Origin of the sequence: Brachybacterium sp. UNK5269, assembly GCF_049266655.1 — a bacterium.
GTDB lineage: Bacteria > Actinomycetota > Actinomycetes > Actinomycetales > Dermabacteraceae > Brachybacterium.
In genome coordinates, this window is the sequence record NZ_CP184886.1 from 14,729 (window position 1) to 30,607 (window position 15,879).

The window sequence follows — 15,879 nt, forward strand, 5'->3', positions numbered from 1 at the left end:
GGACCCGATGCTGACCACAGAGCCTGGCCGAGGACCGCAGGCCGCGGTGACCCGGCTGGGGGCCAATGGCTGCCACCAGCCATGGCCCCCGGCCGCCGCGGTCCGGTCCGCCCGTCGCGCGGAACGTGCTGCGTCCTCACCGAACCCCAGACGCTCGGGGAACATCGGTGCAACCCCACCGGAAAGGTCCCCCTTGAAACACGTTGAGGCACACGCGAACACGCCCACCGTCGTGGTGATCGGCGAGTCCCTCATCGACATCGTCGATGGCCCACAGGGGAATCGCACCTGCCATGTTGGCGGGAGCCCACTGAACGTAGCTGTCGGCCTAGGACGACTCGACGTCTCCACAGAACTCGCCACGCGTATCGGCGATGACCCGCACGGTGAGCTGATCCGCAGGCACCTGGCCGATGCGGGCGTCAGCCTGCAGGCCGGGAGCCGGGGAGCTGACCGGACGGCAACCGCCCACGCAAGCATCGGGGCTGACGGCTCCGCGACCTACGAGTTCAACATCGACTGGGACCTCCGCGAGGTGCACTTCGATGTCCCGCGTGTGGTCCACACCGGATCGCTCGCAACACTCCTAGAACCAGGAGCGTCGAGAACCGAAGAGGAGCTACGCCGGCTTCCCGCCAGCACACTCATCACTTTCGACCCCAACATCAGGCCCGCGCTGGCGACATCGCGCGAGGCTGCCCGAGCGCGAGTAGAGAACTTCGCTGCTCTCGCCCACATCGTGAAGATGAGCGATGAAGATGCTGCCTGGCTCTACCCCGGCAGGGAACCCCGTGCTATCGCGGAAATCTACGCGTCGCTCGGAGTCCAGCTATTCGTGCTCACCCGTGCGGCAAAGGGGTGCATGGTCGCATCACATAGCACCCTGAGGTACCTGCAGGCCGAGCCTGCGACAGTCGTCGACACCATCGGCGCGGGAGACGCATTCATGTCCGGCTTGATCTACGAAGCCCTCCGCTCCGGCGCCGCGAGGCAGCTGACCGCGAACGAATCCGACGAGGAACTCCTCGATGTCTGCGTACAGACCGCCCTTCGAAGCGCCGCGATCACCGTCTCCCGCGCTGGGGCAAACCCGCCGAACCGCCATGATCTGAACGGATAGGCGGACTCGTGTCGGGTTGATACTCCCCAACCGAGAACTCGCTCCTAAGTCGCGGCGGTGCGCCCGGGCGGCCACACGCGTGTCCCAAGTCGGCTAAGGGTGTGGATGTGATGGCTTGGTGGCGGGCTTCTGTGATCGCTCAGTGGCGGTGCAGGCGCGGTCAGGTGGCGGCCGTGGTGCGGCGCAGCTCGCGGTAGATGGTGGTGCGGGAGACGTTGAACAGCTCGGCGAGCTCGGCTTGGGTGTGTTCGCCGGCCGTGTGCAACGTCAACAGGTGCTTGCGCTGAGAGGGCGAGAGCTTGGGCTTCTTGCCTTTGAGTTTGCCCTTGGATCTGGCGATGGCCATGCCTTCGCGGGTGCGCAGGCGGATGAGGTCCGCCTCGAACTCGGCCACCATGCCGAGCACGTTGAACAGCAATCGGCCGACGGCGTCGTTGGGGTCGTAGACGCTGCCTCCGAGACTGAGCGCCACTCCCTTGATGGTGAGCTCGTCCGCGATGTCCCTCGCGTCCGGGAGCGAGCGGGCCAGCCGGTCGAGCTTGGTCACCACCAGGGTGTCGCCGTCCCGGGTCGCGGCCAGCGCCTCGCGCAGCCCGGGCCGGGCGCGGTTCGTTCCCGTCAGGCCGTGGTCGAAGTAGATGTTCTTGCTCTCGACTCCGAGGCGCTCAAGCGCTTCCCGTTGGGCGGAGAGGTCTTGCTCGAGAGTCGAGACGCGCGCGTAGCCGACATGCATGTCCCCATTGTTGCAGTTACCCTCCCCTCACCGCCCATCTCACCGTACCGGTCTTGCGTACATGGCGATCCCCGCGTAGAGAGTCGTCGAGGGGGAAGCTTGCTCGACGTACGGTGAAGGATCCCCTTACGGGCATGCGATCTGGGCTGACGCCTGTGACCGAGTGTTCAGTGCGCGCTGTATAGTTCAGTCCATGCTGACTATTGCTTCGCGTCTCGACGTGATGAACCGCCTGGGTCGTGCACTGGCCGACCCCACTCGATCCCGGATCATCTTGACCCTGCTCGACCATCCCGCTTACCCGGCGGAACTGGCCCGAGATCTGGACCTGACACGCCCGAACGTGTCCAACCACCTGGCATGCCTGCGCGATTGCGGGATCGTCGTCTCCGAGCCCGAGGGTCGTCGGACACGATATGAGATCGCCGATTCGCACCTGGCGCAGGCGCTGACGGCACTGGTCGATGCCACCCTGGCAGTGGACGAAGACGCCCCGTGCATCGATCCCGCCTGCTCGCTTCCCGGATGCGACGCAGCTGGGGAGGGCGCATGATCCTCACCTCGGTCTTGCAGGCGATGGGCCTGTTCGCAGCGACCAACATCGACGACATCATCGTGCTCTCCCTCTTCTTCGCGCGAGGGGCAGGCCAGCGCGGCACTACCGCCCGCATTCTGGCCGGCCAGTACCTCGGATTCGCCGGCATCCTCGGTGCCGCGGTCCTGGTGACCATCGGTGCCGGAGCATTCCTGCCCTCGGCAGCCATCCCGTACTTCGGTCTCATCCCTCTGGGCCTCGGCCTCTGGGCCGCATGGCAGGCCTGGCGCGGAGACGATGACGACGATGACGACGAGGCCAAGGTTGCCGGCAAGAAGGTCGGCGTGTGGACAGTCGCAGGCGTCACCCTTGCCAACGGCGGCGACAACATCGGCGTCTACACCCCTGTCTTCCTCAGCGTGGAACCTCTCGCAGTAGTCGCCTACTGCATCGTCTTCCTCGCGCTCGTCGCGGTCCTGGTGGCCCTGGCAAAGTTCGTCGCCACCCGCCCCCGATCGCCGAAGTGCTCGAACGCTGGGAGCACATCCTCTTCCCCATCGTTCTCATCGGCCTCGGCATCGTGATCCTCGTCAGCGGCGGAGCCTTCGGACTCTGACGTAGCGGCAGCGATCCAAACGGCCCCGACCGGGCGCACCCCTCTCGGTTCAGACCGCGACACCTACCTGCAGCCAGTCCTGCGTGATCGCGGCAACAAGACCGCCACGGAGCGCTGCAAAAACCCCGCCACCAAGCGAACGAAGCCACACGCCGCTGTTCCACAAGGTCCGTTCCCGCGTTTTGACACATGTCTCGGCTAGGGTCTAAGAGATGAATAGAACACATCGGGCTCCGGGGCAGCGCGTTGCGTACCTCCGGGTGTCATCGGCCGGCCAGAACCTTGCTCGGCAGCTCGAGGCGGTGGGGGAGTGCGACCAGACCTTCACCGAGAAGCAGTCCGGCAAGAGCGCGACCGATCGCCCGCAGCTGCAGGCCCTCATCCGGCACGTCCGCCGCGGCGACCATGTCGTCGTCGCGTCCATGGACCGCCTGGCCCGCTCGGTCATCGACCTCAACGACATCGTCCAGCAGATCACCGGCGATCCCGCCGAGCACACCGAGCAGCACCCCCGGAAGGGCGCGAGCGTCGAGTTCCTCAAGGAGCGACTCACTTTCGAGCCCGGCCACGCTGATCCCATGGCCGCGTTCCAGCTGAACATGATGGGAGCCTTCGCCCAGTTCGAGCGCGAGCTCATCCGCCAGCGCCAAGCCGAAGGCATCGCCGCCGCGAAGAAGCGCGGCGCCTACAAGGGCCGGCCCCGCACCCTCGACAGCGACCAGATCCGCGCCGTCCGCAACGCCGCCCTCGCCGGCACGTCCAAAGCCCAAATCGCCCGTGAGCATGGCATCAGCCGATCCACGCTGTACCGGTATCTTCAGACGTTCGACTAGCGAGGGGAGACCTACTTGCGCCTGCGTTGAGAACTTCTCCTGTCGGGTGTGGCTGCACTCCCAGAGCGGGAGCACAGCCACACCACTGTTGACTACTTCCTGCGCTTCGGAGACTGCGACAGAGCGCTGGCGGCCGCTTTCTTAGCGGCCGCACTGTATCTACCGCGGAGCACCTTGCTCGCCGCCTTAGCGGCGGCCTTGCCAGTTTGTCGGGCATTTCGGGGCATGGCCTCGTCCTCTCGAGAAGAACTCGTTGGCGTGCAGGCGCCCGTCAGCGCCCGCTGATGCGCCGGACGCGGGGCTTGACTGTGACAGTCCGGGTGATCCTGATGGTCACCGGGCGCTGCCGGACTGTACGCACTTGGCGTCGAATGACTCCCACTCCCTCCTCCTCTCGGTCGCTATGCCCGAGCGGAAGCTGAGCTCCGGTACCGTCAGGGTTGAATCTGTTCTGACAGTTCTCAGGACTAGTGGGCCGTCTCGTAACCGCGGGGCGGCCCCGTCACTTGCAGGACCTCTTGGCCCTGCACCGTGAGGCTACTCGACACCTCGGGATCACGCAAGGGGTGATGGGGCCCTTCCGAGACAGCCGGTGGTAGGCTCTGGCCATGAACCGACGTCGCCCCACCGCTTAAGGCCCTCCCTTGCTCATCGTCTATGAGGATGACGAACTTGAGCGGACTGTCTTCGAGGCCTCCTTTTCTCCGCCGAGTTGGGGCGCCGATGCGGTTAAGCGCTTTCGTAAAATTGTTCAGCATATCGATGCCGCACAGAGTCGCAAAGACCTTCTGCAGCTCCATTCGATAGATATTGAAAAACGAGCGTCACCACCCCCGAAGAGAATTTTAGTAAGGATTGGCGACCGCCTGTTTGTGTCATTATCCTTTAGGAAAATGCGAGACGGCCATTCCGTCATTATCGAAGAAGCTATTGATTACCTTTGAGGAGGGCGAATAGTGGAGACTCGGACGCCGGCTGAGGTATTCCCTGCCGGAGAACTCCTCGCCGATGAGCTCGATAAGAGGGGGTGGACGCAAGCGGAGTTTGCGGAAATCTTGGGCCGCCCCACCCAATTCGTGTCCGAAGTGATCTCTGGGAAGAAGGAGATTACGCGCGAATCCGCGGCTCAGATCGGAGCGGCATTGAGTATGTCGCCAAAGCACTGGCTCAATCTGCAAGATTCGTATTTCCTATGGAGGCAGTCGCAAAGCGCTGCCAGCAGAAATAATCTGAATGCGGTAAAGACTCGCGCTCAGCTACAAGAGCTCGCCCCGTTGGCACTCTTGAAGAAGCGAGGATTTGTAAGAGCGAAAGACCTGGACGGCCAGGTTCGCGAAGTGTTGGATCTTCTCGAAATGGATTCATTTGAGGATAAGTCGGCCGTAAAATTTGCTGCTAGGCGCCGGAACGGAGGCGAGAGTGTAACCGGCCTCCAGCGCGCCTGGGTAGCGTGCGTAAAGGCGACTGCGAGTTCATTGGAGGTCGGCCCATTCGACCGAGAGGCGCTACGCTCCCTCGCGGTAGAGCTCCCAGGCATTGTCCGTGATCCCGAATGCTTCTCAGATTTCCAGCGGCTTTTTGCGGCAGTTGGCGTAAAGCTGATTTTCGTCGAAGCTTTCCCCGGCGGAAAGCTAGATGGATGCGCGATGATGGTGGGCGAACATCCCGTGATAGGTATTTCCGGCCGGGGTAAGCGACTCGACGTCGTGCTTTTTGCCATTCTGCACGAGGTCGCTCATATCCTTTTGGGGCACTTGGATGACAGTGGTGCAGCCATTATCGATGACTTGAGTGAAGATGAGGAGCCTGGTAGGGAACTTGATGCAAACAAGTATGCCGGAGAGCTCGCTATCAAAGGAACAATCCCGCAAGTTCCTGCTCGTATTAATGCGGCATGGGTCAGAGACCAAGCTGAGCGGCTCAACATCCACCCGATCGTGCTCGTGGGGCGGCTTCAGAACGAAGGGATAATCCCCTGGAAGACAACCCTGGTTCGTAATGCGCCTAGCGTCACGGATCAGATTGGGCAATGGGGAGCTCCGCATACAGTCTGACCTCGCTCTTACGGCAGATTTGTTCTGCAGTGCTGAGCTACTTGGTGGCAAGCAAGCACCAATACAGTTCGGGTCAATGCCATGGCGTGCTGGGCTCACCGGCACGCGCGCATGCGCATGCGCGCGACCTGCTGGCCACGGTAGCGGAGCAACTGGGCGTCAAGCTCCGCTCCCTTGACCGCGCCATCTGGCTCTGCGAGAGCGGAGCCTGAAAGACGCAGCGTCCCGACCGACAGAGCATCGCTTCGAGCCGGGGCTGATGACCGTGGAGGGGGCAAGCGGTGACGGTGCCCAAGAACTAAGGCGCCCTCGAAGAGCTCGACGGAATCCCCGGCACACTGGCACTCGACGCCACATCCAACTGGCCAGCTACTACTGCCGTGACCAATGGACCCCGGCACGCGGGTCGAGGCCCGATGATCGGCATACGTTGGGCCACTGATCAATGGCGCTCATCGCAATAGAGGGTGTAGAACAGGTCTACTGCCGCCCGTGTGGACCTTCGGAAATGCCGAGAGGACCCGCCTCGAACAATCCCATCTGCCTCCCAGGTTCCCGAGCAATGTGCCGGGTTGCCCTTCGGTGGCGATAAAATTCTAGGAGGACCTATGGAGAATGGCATCCTCGGCAAGGAGTGAACAGTTATGAGAACTGATGGACACGAAATAACTAACAGTAGCAACTCTCCTGATTCAGTGGATGACACCGACAATTTGGACCACCAGTTCTCAGGTGACTTCTCCGAGGATGACAACCAGAGTGCCCCCCAGGGCTCTGTTGATAATTCGTTTAGTCCGGGCGGGGATGAGGAACGGAATGGGGATGGAGCTGGCGCGGACGAGACTGCCGCCGACCAGGGCGACGCTGAGGGGCGGGGTGAGAAGCTTCAACGTCTCCTCGCCGGCACCGACTTCCGTCACCGGTTCCCGGTCATCGATCGATGGGATCGCTTGACAGAAATTGTCCGTCCAAATTTATTGGCCGCCAATGCGCTATCTGACATCCTCGCTCGCAGCCCCATCCTCTCGCCCTGGCAAGATTATCCCGGCTTCGCAAGCCTTGTATCGTCGATGAATGCCTGGTCGTCAGTTATCGATAGCTATACCGGGCCGATGGTGAGTAACCTCGGGCGAACCCTCGAGGAGATCCAGCGGTCCTGGGCGCCGACTATCGATCAGATCATCCCTAATTTCCTTACTAACTTCACCTACCCGAACTTCGCCGAGCAGCTGCGCAAGGCCCTTGAGCAGCGGGTTATTCCCGACAACCTCGGCGAACTCGGCGTGACCGTCGACGACTTAGACGACATCGCCCAGACCCTCCACGACGGCATCCCCCTGTACTGGGTTCCCCGTGCGCGCATCGCCCGTCGTCTCATCACCGCTACCACCATCCAACAGCGACGGAAGGTCATCGGGGACGAGATTCCGGCGATCATCGACGACTGTCTGGACGCCCTCGAGCTCGTCAGCAGCAGGGACTACCTCTACGAGGCAGACCGGGTGCGAGAGGCCTCCGAACTCGTTCTCACCCATCCTGCGGCGGCCCAGGCTCTTGCCATGACAATCCTCGACTCACTGATGTTCCAGGTGCGGGTCCGATCGAGTGACGTCCGCGGCCTCATTCTTGAGGAGAAAAACCGCATGAAAGACGGACACGAGGAAGCCGCTCGCGAAGCTCTGCAAGACGTGCTGGGCTACCGAGGAGTCCTCGCCCTCGCCCCTGTCCGCCCCCTGTTTAAGCAGTTCAGGACGACCGACCCACCCAGCGAGATCCCCCGGCCCCTCAACCGCCACGCCACTCTGCACCGCGTCCATCCCTATCAATACAGCAAGCGAAACGCGACGATCGCACTGATGATGGCCTCGAGCGTCCTGGTCTACATGAGCCGCTGGTTCGAGACCGAACTCGAGCAAGCCGAGCGGCGCAGACGAACGGGCTCGTAGCAGATGCTCGCCGTCAGCAGCCCCACAGTCTGTAGGTGTTCGCACGGGCCCCACGCTGCATCCGCCGGCCAGCAACCGAGACTGTCCACGACGCCCCTCGCGATTACGACCTGTGCGACATCGGCACCTCCGGGCCGTCACAGTGATCGGCTGCGGGCATGGCCCCTTGGGGGCTCGCCGTGGCACTGGTCGTCCCCACTGACGTCCCGATAGACACAGATCTTCCGCCCAGGTCGCCATCGTGACCACACCGGACCTCTGCACACCAAAATCGGAGGTCTAACCTACCTCCGGGGAGGGCCCGTAACCGTCGGTGACACCAGGAATCTAGTGCGCATAAAAGAAGTTATGCGCGCTGCGGGTTCGGCCATCCAGGCCAGGCGGCACGAGTGCAAGACGTTGCTATGTGGCCGCGCCGACATGGATTGTCTCACGGCGGGATTTGCCCGGGCTTAGCGCGTCAGCTAGCCGCGGTTTGATCTAACGCGCGTCTCGCGGCGGCGGGTACGTCCGACCGGTGAGCAGTGTCTGGGCACTCATAGTGCCTTGGCTGAACTTCCCGCTCTTGGGGGCAACTGTCCGGCGACCCGTACGCGCCCCGTACTCCGTCGACGGAATCGTGAAGGCGATGCGCCCCGTCTTGGCTGACCTGGTCACTTTCCGATTTCGACTACGCGCCACGGCTGGCCCCTTCCGGTTCGTCGTCATCAAGGTAAGTGTGCACCGGCCCACCGACAGTCCTACGTCGCGAGCTGCGGAAGATGCCCCATGCTAGCGCCAAACCGAGCGCAGTGGTGAGACACGCGCTGACGGCCCAGAGCCACAGGCGATAGGGCTCGCTAAGCGAGCCAACGAGGCTGCCGGCGCAGGCCAGGAGCACCAGCGCACACATGATTACTACGAAGCGCAAGGGTGACGATGCCTGTTTCACCACGACGTTCTCACCGGGCTTGACCAGTAGCGTGGCTACCAACGCCGGCACTGCCAACAAGAGGGCAGCAGCGCCGTCTCCAGCGTCCAGTAGCGCCTGCTGAGCACCCGGAAGCCAACGACCGAGAACTAGAATCGCCGCGGTCACCGTAAGTACGAGGAGCGTGAGGGATCGAAGTCCGCGAGATGGCCCGAACGTGATTGTCGCTTCCATCTGGTCTGCCCACTGCGGGTACCGATGTGCACCGTGCAGTGTGCCGAGGGAGCCAGAGTCGGACGAGTTTCGTCTCGGAGAGTTGTCGCTTCCCGGGGCGACGGGCATGTCCAGTCTTCCAGCCTCCAAGCCGTCAGGGAAGACGACCTCGAGGTGGTGCGACGCAGCCCCCGCAGGATGACTAAGTTCGATGTTTGCCTGGATCTCACCGTAGCCGAACGATGCGGCGGCGCGCCGTCCGAAACTAAACTCCCCCGTTTGGAGGCTCCACCCGAGCGCGTACTTCAAAACCACGCGCTGGCCAGCAAACGTTTCCGGCAGCAGTGCGATCATGAGGTAGCGGTACGGCAGCACATCGAGCAGAAGATGCTCTATCCAATCGTCGAGCAGCGCGATTTCCAGGACTTGTGTGTCTGCGATCTTGCCGCGCCGAGCAAGGTTTTCCGCTAACGGGCCCGCGACGTCAGCATCGTCGTCGATGATGCTTGCGAGGGTGTCCAACAGCTGTTGTTCCGGGATGTCTGCTCGAAGGGCGCTACGCAGCCCGTGCATCAGCATGTCCTTGACCAGCCGCAGGTCTTCCTTTCGTCCAAGCACGGGCACCGAGGTGCCGTCCGGTCCGTGCATGTCAAACTGTCGCACTACGCCCTTCTGCTGGAATGTGAGCGGCACAAGGATGTAGTTACCCCTGCCGGGCGTCATAGTGGCCGGGTCGTAGCGTAATGCCTTGTGGGCTGGCACGACGACGTCCAATGATACTTTTCGACGTCCATGCGAACCACCGAGCAGTCGCAGGCTCTCGACCTTACGTCGCTGCCATTCCTGACTAAGCCTCAAGGCCGCACCGAGTGTTTCGGGGGTCTCTGACGGGTCTTCCCGGGGGACGCGCCTACGCCACCACCGCATCTTAGTAGTGCTCGGTGATCTGGAAGCGGAGGGTAGATTCGGCGGGGTAGCGCTCTTTGCAGGACGCACCGCCTCCCTCGGTGCCGACGGCGCCACTCGCGGACTGCAGCTGTATCGGCGGCTGGTCGGAGTGCGCTTGGCGCAGTCGGGGGAGATGGTCCCGGGTAAGGCCCTCCAGGAGTCCGCCGCTCGAACTCTCGGTGATAATCAGCCTGCCGGAGTCCTCAGCAACTCGCCGGTAGGACTCGAGCAGGACCGTCTTTCCCGTCCCGCGCTGCCCAGACGGGAGGATCGTCAGGCCGGTAGAATCCGGGATCCCGTCAAAAGCTTCCTCGAACTCGTCGCGCAGCTGGTCACGGCCAATCATGAGTAGTGGGTAGGTCCCGAACGACGGCTTGAATAGTTTGCGCGACATGCAAAAAGTATAAAGGGACGGTCAGGCATCCGGGCGGATCAAAAGGCCCTGGTTGCCGCTCAGGACACCTCGAGGTGTGGACCGCGGGATCCTCGGTCGGTCCCCGCGCCTGGCACTGGTCCCGATCTGAACGGCGGCCAAGCGTCATGGTGCGTGTGCGTCTATCATGCGCCGCCTCACTCCGGCGCCGGTCGGCCATGACGCACGAGCGGGACGAGACCGAGTCATGCAGCGGCGACTACGGCGAGACCGGGGGCGCATCGCTAGTGCGCATAATCAACGTTTTGCACAGCAGGCGCGTGACCCTGTGTGGCGGGCGGAGCGCCGGGTGATAGACGCGCCTATCACGTCTTGATAGGATTGCCTATAGGAGGTGGTCGAGATGACTACGACTCAGGTTCCGGCGGCGGCCCGCGCGGCTGTACGGCTGCGCCACCGCCGCGAGATTGACGATCTGGATTACCGCCGTCAGCTGCGACAGCTGAGCGGGCGGTACACGCAGCGGCAGATCGCGACGTGGCTGGGGATCGCGCAGCCGTCCGTGTCGGCAGCGTTGAAAGCCGCAGAGCAGGTGGCTATGCCCGTGGCGGGCTTCTCCGGAGCGACGCCGATGGAGATCTGCGAGCGGTTCGCGGCGGGCGTCATCGACCGCCGCCAGCTCGAGGATGAACTAGCGCGCTTCCCCTATGCGGAGCGGGGGGCGAGCGACGGCTACGACGGGCTGGTCGTGGACCCGCCGGGCACATGGGCCGAGGTCTCGGCGGCTGTCCGTCGAGGGCTCATTGACGACGACATCTACGAGGTCGTGTTCAATCGTCGGCATGGACTCTGAGGCGATCGCTCAACATATCGAGACGGTCCGACGACTCTCGAAACCTGGGCAGGCGCTCGGCGTCGACGCACCAACAGCCACGATGGCGAATCCCGCGTGGTGGCGTGACGGCACCCCGACGCCTGCCCGAGACCGCCTCCATCAACGGCTGCTCGAAGAAGTCCGTGCCTCGTTCCCCGGGGTCGCTTCTCAGGGCCGTGCGCTCGTCCTCGCCGGCCCGCCCGGCGCCGGCAAGGGCGCGGTGAAGAAGGACGTCCTGGGGGACCAGATCGACACCTTTCTCAACGTCGACGCGGATGTGTTCAAGGAGCTGCTGCTCCGGGAAGCCGACCTCGATGGGACCTACGAGTCCTGGATCGTGCCCAATGTCGTTCGCGAGCTTCGTGACGCGGGAGAGCCCTTCTTCCCGCTCGAGCTTGCGTCCCTTGTGCACGAGGAAAGTTCCTACCTCGCCACAGCACTTCGCAGCGATGCAATCGCCGCCGGAGACAACCTCATCGTTGACACCGTGCTGGGTAGTGAGGCAGCCGCCCTGGCACTTGGAAAGCAGCTCAGTGAGGCGGGCTACCGCGTGCAGATTGCGGACGTCGAGGTCCCGTTCGCCCTCTCAGAAGCCCGCATCCGGGAGCGGTGGGAGAAGTCCTACAGCAGAGCACTTGAGAACGGCGCGGGGCTCGGAGGACGCTGGGTCCCCAGCGAGTACGCGCGCGGCGTCTTCGATGGTCCCGACGGGCGCTCCCACCCCGAAGCAAACGCCCGACGCCTCGCAGAGTCTTGCCCCGCCGTCACCCGCTTTCGGGTGTTCCGGACCGGCATGGATCAAGCCCATCTCGAGCGGGCGACTCCCACAGTTGACGTCGACCTCAAGCGCGCAACGCCCGGTGCTGAACTCCGCAGCGTTCCAGCGCCCCATCGTGCGAGCTTCACGAGTTCTCCTCCTCGCGAGACCGGCACACATGGACGGCCGGCGCCGAAGCCTCCCCGCGTGAGTCGCGAGGTTCGCCGCGACTCACCCACGCAACGCGACAAGTAGCCCTCCCGTACTTTCCCCCATTCCCCGATATATGCCGCCCCTCCCGGAGCCGGAGCGGGTCAAGGGTTGAGGGGAAGGAAGTTGCGTAGCAACTCCCGGAGAGCGCCGCAGGCGTGCTTTCCCGATCCCTTGACGCGTGCAGGCGGAGGGAGATCATCGGGCATCGGGGAGTGGGGAAGAACCAGCCCGATCAGACGTTCAGGCCCGAACCGTTCGCCTACTCATCCGGCACCGGCTCGGCGCTCTCCGATGCACTATCCTCCGTCGGATCCGGCCGCGTCTTCTGCTGCCTGGACCGTGCCGTCGAGCGACTCCGCACACGCCGCTTCTTCTCAGGCTCAGCGAACCCGATCTTGCGCAGCTCCTCAGGCGTCCAACCGGCAGCCGTCGCCGCGCTGAACGCCTTCACGTCCGCCGCTTCGTACTCGCGCATCCGCTCCTTGAGTCGCGCCTCCAACTCGGCACGCTCACGGTCCGCAGCCGCACGCTCATCGATGAAGTCTTGCCGAGTCTGTGCCAGCACTCGCACGGTCTCGATTCGCTGCTCCTATGCACGCCTCGCGCGCTCGACCGCCTCTTCCGGCGTGGGTGAAGTAGCCATGGCAGCTCGAGGCGGTGGGGGAGTGCGACCAGACCTTCACCGAGAGGCAGTCCGGCAAGAGCGCGACTGACCGTCCGCAGCTGCAGGCGCTTATCCGGCACGTCCGCCGCGGCGACCACGTTGTCGTAGCGTCGATGGACCGCCTGGCCCGCTCGGTCATCGACCTCAACGACATCGTCCAGCAGATCACCGGGAACCCGGCCGAGCACACCGAGCAGCGCCCCGGAAGGGTGCGAGCGTCGAGTTCCTCAAGGAGCGGCTGACATTCGAGCCCGGGCATGCGGATGCGATGGCTGCGTTCCAGCTGAACATGATGGGCGCCTTCGCGCAGTTCGAGCGCGAGCTCATCCGCCAGCGTCAGGCCGAGGGCATCGCCGCCGCGAAGAAGCGCGGCGTCTACAAGGGCCGGCCCCGCAGCCTCGAGAGCGACCAGATCCGCTCCGTCCGCAACGCCGCCCTCGCCGGCACGCCCAAAGCTCAAATCGCCCGTGAGCATGGCATCAGCCGATCAACGCTGTACCGCTATCTTGAGCAGCCCGAGCTGCCGCTTCCGAGCGGGCAGTGACGTTCCCGCGGCGATGAGTGTCAGCGTCGTCTAATTCTGCCGGGCACTGGTCCTTGCGTGCTCAGCGTTTGCGCTCCAAGGCCTGGGCGGCTGAGACCATCGCGCCGCCGAGTCCCCAGACGCGCCACGTGCCATCAGTCAGGCGCACGAGCGTCATGTAGATCATCGAGGTCAGGAAGGTGGCGAATGCTTGCGCGGCGCCGGTGTTTGTGGCCACAGCCGGCACGAAGCGCATGAAGGCGAGGTCTTCCGGGGCGTCCACCGCGTACAGAACTTTGTTTGCGAGGCCGCGGCCGGCCAGTAGGTCTTGGGCCCAGCGGCAGTCACCGAAGGCACCCGGATCAAAGGTGAGGGTTCGCGCTTTCTTGAGTTCGCCGCCGGCGAGGAGGTCCATGAACGTCATGGCGATCTGTGCGGGGTGCGTGGGGTCGTTCTCGGGCCCGTAGTGCTTCCGGGCTTCATTCATGCTCGCCTCCGTGAGCGCTGGGACCGGGCTGCGGAATGCCGGGTCCGGCTCCGTGGCGATGTCTGCGGCGAGGTTCGCGAAGGTGGGAGCCGCGTAGGTCAGTTGCCCGAGGAACGCGGGCAACGAGGTGACAGGCTTACGGAATGCGGCCACCTCGCGCTCAAGAGTGTCAACGACTTGTTGCGGTGACTCATCGAGCAGCATCAGGAGGAAGTCTTCTGATCGCAGGACCGTGATGCCGTGCGGTGCTACGGCTTGCTCGGGGAAGTCTCGAATGTTGTCGGTGACGATGATGTCCGCTTCGGCTTCGACAGCGGCGGCGAGCACGTGGCGATCCTTGGGATGGTTCGTCATCGTGCTGACTAGATGTTCGTAGCCTTCCACCATCGCTTCGGCTCCGAACCCCTCACGCATCTGCGAAACGCGTCTGGCGGCCTGAGCAGCAGTGATGCTGGCGACATCGGGGAGGTTCTTCTCGACCTCGTCGAGGATTTCCTCGGACCACAGTGGGGTGAAGAGATCAGCTTCGGCGAGCCAGAGGAGCGTCGTAGCCAGCCGGAGTGGAATGAGGACACAGGCGTCCAACACAACCGCGGGACGGCGAGTCATCGGGTGCGGACTGCCCGGTCCGGAGGTGTTTCCGGCCCAATGTCCTGGGCAAGCTCGCGAACGGCCTGTCGACGAACCCGCTGCCGGTGTTGCTGGTAGCGCTGGACCTCTGCTGCTGTGATCCGCCGATGCACAGTAGAGCCACTGGCTTCCAGTTCACCCTTGTCGACCAGACGGGTGACGGTCGAGCGACTGACGCCGAGCATGTCGGCGACCTGGCCGGTGGTGAGAGTGTCATCGGCAGGGAGGACGACCGCGTCAGGGCTCTTCTCGAGAACATCAAGGAGCTGAGAAAGCGCCTTGCGGAACGTCTCCGGCAACTCCACGGGGGAGCCGTCGGCTGCAATCAGCCCATCTCTGAGCAGCGCGAAGCGCAGGTCGTCAGCTTGCCTGTGCTTGAGGCTTCCGGTCATGCCCCCAGTGTAGGGAAACGCTCAAAACGCGCAAGCATGCCTGGTGGCGCCGGCAGCATCGAACACGCCGGGGGATGGCCATCCACGCTGTACCGCCACCTCGAGCAGACAAAAGTCTCGCTCAGATCAGTGTTGCGCCGATGGTGGCCAAGGTCTGGATCAGTGCTCCTCCGGCTGCGCTACCCGCCGAACTGGCAGCGGCCATCGTCGCCTTCGTGATGAGCGCGTGCAGAACTCCCGTCTCGGCCTGCTGGTGAGCTGCAGCTTCGAGCTCATCGACCGCTACCGAGACCTCGGTGCGCACGCGCTCGTCGAGGTCCTCTCGGGCGAGCACTTCACGGGTGGCTGCGATGCCCTCGTTAATGCGTTCCACCTGCGCGTTGGTAATCGTGATGTTCTGGACGGTGTGGTCGCCGGTCTGAACGGCGCCGCCGTCATTGCGGAAGGTCTGGGCCTGGATGCCGATGCGCTGATCGACGTTGGTCGAGTGCCCGTGGCCGAACAGTCCGCTTGTAAGCAGGACGTCCGGGCGCATGAGGGCGGTCCTGCCACGAGAGGTGATCTCTACCCGCACGTGGGAAGCCTGCCACGCGTTGAGGGACTTGGTGTACTTCGATTCTTCGAGGAGGTCGAATGCCTGCTCTCGCTCATCGAGTGCGACGGGTGTGCGTCCGTCCTCGTGGAGATCCCAGCTCATCCAGTCGTCGCGAGTTGCTTCGCCGCCGGCGGCCTTGAGGTTCCCGAGCAGAGTGCGCATGGTGTGCTCGAGCCAGAGCTGCCCTTCCTCGAGGGAGGACTGCAGTCCCGCTGCGATGCGCGACCCTTCGGGAGTTGGTCGCCATCCACCCGCCATGCTCTCGTCTGCAACGACCAAGTCAGATTCGCGAAGCTTGACGAGCTGATACCGCACGTTTTGCTCCGTCATGTTCGAGGCGTCTTCCAGTTCTCGGCTCGCTGCGTAGTGGTGAGGACTTTCGGCAGTCAGCTCGACCAGTTTGAGTAGCAGTGCGCCCCTGCCCGACTGATGGAGCTGGGCATGGATATGACTGTCGTTCATG

17 protein-coding genes and 2 pseudogenes are annotated in these 15,879 nt (G+C 63.7%); 12 read left to right on the plus strand and 7 right to left on the minus strand.

The window, feature by feature from the left end:
• Positions 1-193 precede the first annotated feature (193 nt).
• Positions 194-1,120, plus strand: a complete 927-nt coding sequence (locus tag ACOJUI_RS17500) for a carbohydrate kinase family protein (protein ID WP_422117868.1) — start codon at positions 194-196, stop codon at positions 1,118-1,120.
• Positions 1,121-1,280: 160 nt separating this feature from the next.
• On the opposite strand, the gene ACOJUI_RS17505 is transcribed toward ACOJUI_RS17500, so the two are convergent.
• A complete protein-coding gene (locus tag ACOJUI_RS17505; RefSeq protein WP_422117869.1) occupies positions 1,281-1,853 on the minus strand; it encodes a recombinase family protein in 573 nt (190 codons plus the stop codon).
• Positions 1,854-2,046: 193 nt separating this feature from the next.
• On the opposite strand from ACOJUI_RS17505, the gene cmtR reads away from it, so the two are divergent.
• The 6 genes and pseudogenes from cmtR (at position 2,047) to ACOJUI_RS17535 (ending at position 7,837) form a co-directional block, all read left to right on the plus strand.
• Positions 2,047-2,406 carry a Cd(II)/Pb(II)-sensing metalloregulatory transcriptional regulator CmtR gene (gene cmtR, locus ACOJUI_RS17510; protein ID WP_006590980.1) on the plus strand — a complete coding sequence of 120 codons (360 nt, stop codon included), beginning with the start codon at positions 2,047-2,049 and terminating at the stop codon, positions 2,404-2,406.
• Positions 2,403-3,004 (plus strand): annotated as a pseudogene (locus ACOJUI_RS17515) (cadmium resistance transporter). The gene cmtR and the pseudogene ACOJUI_RS17515 overlap by 4 nt, the downstream one beginning before the upstream one ends.
• A gap of 212 nt (positions 3,005-3,216) precedes the next feature.
• A complete protein-coding gene (locus ACOJUI_RS17520; RefSeq protein WP_422117870.1) occupies positions 3,217-3,837 on the plus strand; it encodes a recombinase family protein in 621 nt (206 codons plus the stop codon).
• 644 nt (positions 3,838-4,481) lie between these two features.
• Complete coding sequence (locus ACOJUI_RS17525) at positions 4,482-4,781, plus strand: hypothetical protein (protein WP_422117871.1); 300 nt, start codon at positions 4,482-4,484, stop codon at positions 4,779-4,781.
• A 12-nt stretch (positions 4,782-4,793) separates the two neighbouring features.
• The gene (locus ACOJUI_RS17530) at positions 4,794-5,891 is read left to right on the plus strand and encodes a transcriptional regulator (RefSeq protein ID WP_422117872.1); all 1,098 of its coding nucleotides are present in this window, start codon (positions 4,794-4,796) and stop codon (positions 5,889-5,891) included.
• A gap of 695 nt (positions 5,892-6,586) precedes the next feature.
• Entirely contained in the window at positions 6,587-7,837 is a 1,251-nt protein-coding gene (locus tag ACOJUI_RS17535; RefSeq protein WP_422117873.1) for a hypothetical protein, read from the plus strand.
• Between the two features lie 670 nt (positions 7,838-8,507).
• Here the strand turns inward: ACOJUI_RS17535 and ACOJUI_RS17540 are convergent.
• Both ACOJUI_RS17540 and ACOJUI_RS17545 read right to left on the minus strand, forming a co-directional pair.
• Positions 8,508-9,722 (minus strand): hypothetical protein, encoded by a 1,215-nt coding sequence (locus ACOJUI_RS17540; protein ID WP_422117874.1) that lies wholly within the window; start codon positions 9,720-9,722, stop codon positions 8,508-8,510.
• A gap of 166 nt (positions 9,723-9,888) precedes the next feature.
• Positions 9,889-10,254 (minus strand): ATP-binding protein, encoded by a 366-nt coding sequence (locus tag ACOJUI_RS17545; RefSeq protein ID WP_422117875.1) that lies wholly within the window; start codon positions 10,252-10,254, stop codon positions 9,889-9,891.
• 430 nt (positions 10,255-10,684) lie between these two features.
• On the opposite strand from ACOJUI_RS17545, the gene ACOJUI_RS17550 reads away from it, so the two are divergent.
• Positions 10,685-11,134: a hypothetical protein gene (locus ACOJUI_RS17550; RefSeq protein ID WP_422117876.1), complete on the plus strand. Its 450-nt coding sequence runs from the start codon at positions 10,685-10,687 to the stop codon at positions 11,132-11,134.
• Complete coding sequence (locus ACOJUI_RS17555; protein ID WP_422117877.1) at positions 11,124-12,167, plus strand: zeta toxin family protein; 1,044 nt, start codon at positions 11,124-11,126, stop codon at positions 12,165-12,167. Before ACOJUI_RS17550 ends, ACOJUI_RS17555 begins: the two co-directional genes overlap by 11 nt.
• Positions 12,168-12,384: 217 nt before the next feature.
• Here the strand turns inward: ACOJUI_RS17555 and ACOJUI_RS17560 are convergent, their stop codons facing one another.
• On the minus strand, positions 12,385-12,690 hold the full coding sequence (locus tag ACOJUI_RS17560) for a hypothetical protein (RefSeq protein ID WP_422117878.1): 306 nt from the start codon (positions 12,688-12,690) through the stop codon (positions 12,385-12,387).
• Between the two features lie 92 nt (positions 12,691-12,782).
• Between ACOJUI_RS17560 and ACOJUI_RS17565 the strand changes: the two are divergent.
• The 3 genes and pseudogenes from ACOJUI_RS17565 to ACOJUI_RS17575 form a co-directional block, all read left to right on the plus strand.
• Positions 12,783-12,899 (plus strand): annotated as a pseudogene (locus tag ACOJUI_RS17565) (recombinase family protein); the annotation flags it as partial.
• A 3-nt stretch (positions 12,900-12,902) separates the two neighbouring features.
• Positions 12,903-13,031 (plus strand): hypothetical protein, encoded by a 129-nt coding sequence (locus ACOJUI_RS17570; protein ID WP_422117894.1) that lies wholly within the window; start codon positions 12,903-12,905, stop codon positions 13,029-13,031.
• Positions 13,028-13,333: a helix-turn-helix domain-containing protein gene (locus ACOJUI_RS17575; protein WP_422117890.1), complete on the plus strand. Its 306-nt coding sequence runs from the start codon at positions 13,028-13,030 to the stop codon at positions 13,331-13,333. Before ACOJUI_RS17570 ends, ACOJUI_RS17575 begins: the two co-directional genes overlap by 4 nt.
• 61 nt (positions 13,334-13,394) lie before the next feature.
• On the opposite strand, the gene ACOJUI_RS17580 is transcribed toward ACOJUI_RS17575, so the two are convergent.
• The 3 genes from ACOJUI_RS17580 to ACOJUI_RS17590 all read right to left on the minus strand — a co-directional run bounded on the left by ACOJUI_RS17580 (position 13,395) and on the right by ACOJUI_RS17590 (position 15,878).
• Positions 13,395-14,408 carry a PIN domain-containing protein gene (locus ACOJUI_RS17580; protein ID WP_422117879.1) on the minus strand — a complete coding sequence of 338 codons (1,014 nt, stop codon included), beginning with the start codon at positions 14,406-14,408 and terminating at the stop codon, positions 13,395-13,397.
• Complete coding sequence (locus ACOJUI_RS17585) at positions 14,405-14,821, minus strand: helix-turn-helix domain-containing protein (protein WP_422117880.1); 417 nt, start codon at positions 14,819-14,821, stop codon at positions 14,405-14,407. Before ACOJUI_RS17585 ends, ACOJUI_RS17580 begins: the two co-directional genes overlap by 4 nt.
• 121 nt (positions 14,822-14,942) lie before the next feature.
• Complete coding sequence (locus tag ACOJUI_RS17590; RefSeq protein ID WP_422117881.1) at positions 14,943-15,878, minus strand: hypothetical protein; 936 nt, start codon at positions 15,876-15,878, stop codon at positions 14,943-14,945.
• Between the last annotated feature and the right edge of the window lies 1 nt (position 15,879).

Excerpts from the sequence above, each read along its gene's own strand:
- ACOJUI_RS17520 (WP_422117870.1), top strand. The coding sequence starts at position 3,217 with ATGAATAGAACACATCGGGCTCCGGGGCAGCGCGTTGCGTACCTCCGG.
- ACOJUI_RS17550 (WP_422117876.1), top strand. The coding sequence starts at position 10,685 with ATGACTACGACTCAGGTTCCGGCGGCGGCCCGCGCGGCTGTACGGCTG.
- cmtR (WP_006590980.1), top strand. The coding sequence starts at position 2,047 with ATGCTGACTATTGCTTCGCGTCTCGACGTGATGAACCGCCTGGGTCGT.
- ACOJUI_RS17590 (WP_422117881.1), bottom strand. The coding sequence starts at position 15,878 with ATGAACGACAGTCATATCCATGCCCAGCTCCATCAGTCGGGCAGGGGC.
- ACOJUI_RS17570 (WP_422117894.1), top strand. The coding sequence starts at position 12,903 with ATGGACCGCCTGGCCCGCTCGGTCATCGACCTCAACGACATCGTCCAG.
- ACOJUI_RS17585 (WP_422117880.1), bottom strand. The coding sequence starts at position 14,821 with ATGACCGGAAGCCTCAAGCACAGGCAAGCTGACGACCTGCGCTTCGCG.
- ACOJUI_RS17555 (WP_422117877.1), top strand. The coding sequence starts at position 11,124 with ATGGACTCTGAGGCGATCGCTCAACATATCGAGACGGTCCGACGACTC.
- ACOJUI_RS17545 (WP_422117875.1), bottom strand. The coding sequence starts at position 10,254 with ATGATTGGCCGTGACCAGCTGCGCGACGAGTTCGAGGAAGCTTTTGAC.
- ACOJUI_RS17580 (WP_422117879.1), bottom strand. The coding sequence starts at position 14,408 with ATGACTCGCCGTCCCGCGGTTGTGTTGGACGCCTGTGTCCTCATTCCA.
- ACOJUI_RS17505 (WP_422117869.1), bottom strand. The coding sequence starts at position 1,853 with ATGCATGTCGGCTACGCGCGCGTCTCGACTCTCGAGCAAGACCTCTCC.